General features: G+C 63.7%; 2 protein-coding genes. Both read left to right on the forward strand.

Translation table 11 applies throughout. The annotated features are described in order from the left end of the window. Positions 1 to 671: SulP family inorganic anion transporter (locus NS355_RS17765; protein WP_167345496.1), on the forward strand; the 671-nt coding region annotated here is incomplete at its 5' end. After that, positions 668 to 851 (forward strand): carbonic anhydrase (locus tag NS355_RS17770; RefSeq protein ID WP_275934739.1); only part of this gene is annotated, 184 nt, incomplete at its 3' end. The genes NS355_RS17765 and NS355_RS17770, both read left to right, overlap by 4 nt.

The raw sequence follows: 851 nt of genomic DNA on the forward strand, positions 1-851 counted from the left end.
GCGGCGGCAATATCGTCTCCGGCCTGCTCGGCGGCCTGCCCGTCACCTCGGTGATCGTCCGCTCCTCCGCCAATGTCGATGCGGGCGCGGAGAGCAAGCTGTCGACGATGCTGCACGCCACCTGGCTGCTGCTGTCGGTCGCGCTGATCCCGGTCGTGCTGAACCAGATCCCCCTGGCCGCGCTCGCCGCCGTGCTGATCGCCACCGGCTACAAGCTGTGCAAGCCCAAGCTGTTCACCGAGCGCTACAAGCAGGGGTGGAGCCAGTTCATCCCCTTCATCGTCACCATCCTGGCGATCCTGCGCACCGACCTGCTGATCGGCATTCTGGTCGGGCTGGTCGTCGGCTTCGTGTTCGTCGTGGCGCGCAATTTCCGCCCGGCGCTGACCTATGCCTATGACGATGGCGACTGCCTGATCCGGGCACGGCGCAACCTGTACTTCATCCATAAGTACGAGTTGCAGAAGTCGCTGGCCAAGGTGCCGGACGGTGCCAATTTGCTGATCGACCTGTCCTCGACCTCTTATGTCGACCTGGACAATGTCGACATCATCAACGCCTTCATCAAGGGCGCCGACTTCCGTGGGATCAGCGTGATCGTGCGCGGCGACATCGCCGAACGGACCGCCCCGCTCATCAATGCCCCATCGACGGGAGTGCGCTACGCATGAGGGAATATAAGCAGCTCCTGCTGGCCAATAAGGCCTGGGCGACCGAACTGTTGGAGGAGAAGACCGACTTCTTCCAGCGGCAGACCGTCGGGCAGAAGCCCGACTTCCTGTGGATCGGCTGTTCCGACAGCCGGGTGACGCCCGAGCAGATGACCATGACGCCGCCGGGCGGCATGTTCC

Source organism: Sphingomonas yabuuchiae (genome assembly GCF_001477495.1).
GTDB lineage: Bacteria > Pseudomonadota > Alphaproteobacteria > Sphingomonadales > Sphingomonadaceae > Sphingomonas > Sphingomonas yabuuchiae_A.